Genomic DNA, 2,937 nt, shown 5'->3' with positions numbered 1-2,937 from the left:
ATTGAATATCGGAATCATGTTTTAACAACCTTAACGGCTTAATATTAATTTGTCCCAATTTTGGGGGTCACATCACCTCTGTGGCTTTTAACCACGCTTTTTTAAACTGATCCAAACATAGGAATTACCCGTTCCCGGACGCTTGTGATGTCCCCGCCGTGCCAATTCCTTATTAAATCCTTGCTTGGTGTATGCACTCGGTACTTTCAATTCATGCTCTTTACAATAGGCTAAATAGTCCTCGTAAACCTCTTTAACCTTTGGTGGGGTGGATGAATGCCCCTCTTCATAGTTCCCGTTTTCAAGCCATTGCTTGATGCTGTCAACCGGAACGTGAGCGGAATTCCACAGCCCCGCTGTGGCCTCTTCAACGGCCGCTGGTTGATACTTAGGGTGGTAAAGGGCTTTTCCGTCCCGTGCTTGCCATTTGGCCACGCCCTCAATGCACCATTTCAAGATAAATTCTTTCTCTTTCATCAACTTGCTTTTGAGGTTGATATCTACCGCATCCCCTCGTACCTCGTTTTTAAACGGAATAACGATCAAGCGCCGTAACATAGAGTGTTCCTTAATAGCAATCCGGGGCAAGCCATTAGATTGCCACCAAATTTTAAACTGAGGTAAAAATACAATCGGGTTTTGATGTAGCATTCTAACATTCAGCTTAGTGCCACCTGTCACCGTCTTAACTATCCCGTCATCGATTGTAACCTGTTTTTTGGGCTCGGTTGTCATGACAAACCGCTTGCCCTTAAGGCTTGCAAGGTCTGGACTTGGTGCTGAGCCGTCCCGCTGTGCCTTGTTGTTATCTATCAATGTTTCGATTGGGATAACAGAGCTGTAATCGCCCAGCACCTCGTTTATGCACTCAAGAAAAATACTCTTGCCGTTGCCCCCACTGCCCTCACAGATAAACATAACCTCTTCATTGATTTTGCCCGTAACGCTATAGCCGATGCATGCCTGAACGTAATCGATCAATTCAAGATCCCCGCAAAAGGTCTCTTTTAAAAAACGATCCCAGAGCTTGCCACCGTCCCCCTCTGTGGCTTTATTAGGCAAACCAGCATCCGTTGCCTTATCAAACAGCTTAGCCGGGCTGTGAGGGCTAATAGCGCCCGTTTTGAGGTCAATCCAACCTGTCCGGGTGTTAAGCTCGGTCTTACAGTCGTTAAATGCACGCACGGTTAAACGGCTCTGAGCTAATTCAAGGGTTGCCTTTTGCCCAGCCGCTGAGCTGATTCGCTCGTAACCCTTGTTATAGGCTTTCTCCCCGAATGACTGTTTATCCGGTTTGTGGGGATCACGACCGACTGTAAGCCACAGGCGTTTTTCTTTCTTGAGATTTACCCGCAAATTATCAATGAGCTTTTCTGGGGTTTGGTTAAAGGTCGTGCCCAGTCTGTCATCCTCGTTAGGCATCCATGACCCCGTTTCTGGGTCGTACATAAGCCACGCCTTTAAGCCGGGATGATAAACTAATTTTCCCTTAGCGTACCAATCAGCAAAACGGTTAGCAAACCCAACCTCGGTCATTTCGTAATCTCTGTTATAGAAATAACCGTTAAACGGAAATTCTCTTTCCACCCCGTCAATCTTGATTTTAAGCGTTTCGGCTGTGGCTCTTTCGCCCGGTTCAACAACCCTCATGCCGGAATTTTGGCGGGCTGGGAAATAGCCGTGATCGGGATGCTTGGTCTGAACGTAATTGATCGCCTTAGCAATGGTTTGAGCACCCCACGTTGTGTCGCCCCGGGATGCATCCCACTTTGTGTCATCCGTAAAGCTGGGGGTTGATCTGTATGCTTGGTCAGTCTTTGCCGCATCCCCGTTAGCGTAAAAGGCAAGGCTATTAACAAGGGCTTGCACCGCTGAGCTGTGATCCCCGTTATAGGCGCTGTAATCGCCGCTAGCAACGGCTTTTAGCTCGGGGTTATTGATTGCATTAGAAAGTACCTGTTCAGCTGTCAGCCCGTTATCTGCTCCCCAGTGGCGGCCATTCCCGGTCGGTTGCGGGGTGGTAACCAATAAAGGCTCTTTGGCTTGCTCTTTGCCCGTCCATTTAAAGCCACAGTATGACACGATCGCTTTAATCTCGCTCTCTGTCAGTGCCGGGATGCTGTCGCTATTTGATACCTGATTGCCCGTAAAAGCAACATAGCGGCCGCCTGTGTACATTTCGTACGTCTTTCCCTTGTGTGCCTTATCAAGCTTGCCCTCAACGAAATAATGCAATCCGTTGCCGCTCTGAGATACCTCGCAATAGCCGCCCTTTGTAAGCTTGGTCAGATCCTTAAACTGGGCTGAGGCCTCGGGATCTGGGATATCGTCAACATCGATAAAAACAAGGGGTGGCGTGATCCGTAAACTGAAGGTGAATTTAATAACGCCTGTAATCTTGCCCTCTTGTAAGGCATTGTTAGCGGCTGTGAGGGCTTTTGAGGCGGTCTGGTAGTCCGTCCAACCTGTGGCCTCAGTGCTCTTTAAATTCCGCATTTTGCCCTCATTGAGTAAAAGCTGGGGGTCTACCGTGATCTTGCCCGGGTGCTGTCCCTCGTTTCTGGGTGGTACAACCTTAGCCACAGCCCAGAGGGGTTCTTGTTTGAGGTCGTTTAATGTCTTCATTATTCGGCCTCTCTTTCCGCTTGCTGGTTAATCTTGGTCATTGCCACAGCGTTTAAGATAGATTCCCGGTCTGTCTTTGACAGGTCATACCGCAACATCTTGCTGAGTTTCGTTTCATCGATCCCCAGCGTGTCCGCTACTTGATACTGATACAATCTGGCCGTTTTAATTGCATCCCTAATGTCTTTGTTTCTTGTACTCAAGGTATTTGCCTCGCTTTCTGTAAAAAACTAAGCAAATAAAACATACTAATCTGGTGTTGGATGATTACTCGACGGAGTAGTCGTTCAACACTTTTTCTTTTACTATGTA

Annotated in this window: 2 protein-coding genes; both read right to left on the bottom strand. The window is 47.7% G+C overall.

Annotated features, from left to right (window positions below):
- Positions 1–87: 87 nt before the first annotated feature.
- Complete coding sequence (locus DS743_RS00025) at positions 88–2,625, bottom strand: phage/plasmid primase, P4 family (RefSeq protein WP_035184142.1); 2,538 nt, start codon at positions 2,623–2,625, stop codon at positions 88–90.
- Positions 2,625–2,828: a hypothetical protein gene (locus DS743_RS00020; RefSeq protein WP_035184146.1), complete on the bottom strand. Its 204-nt coding sequence runs from the start codon at positions 2,826–2,828 to the stop codon at positions 2,625–2,627. The genes DS743_RS00025 and DS743_RS00020 overlap by 1 nt, the downstream gene beginning before the upstream one ends.
- Positions 2,829–2,937: the final 109 nt, after the last annotated feature.

The organism is Lactobacillus leichmannii, from assembly GCF_024701915.1.
Classification (GTDB): domain Bacteria; phylum Bacillota; class Bacilli; order Lactobacillales; family Lactobacillaceae; genus Lactobacillus; species Lactobacillus delbrueckii.
This window is presented reverse-complemented; position numbering and strand designations above follow the sequence as displayed.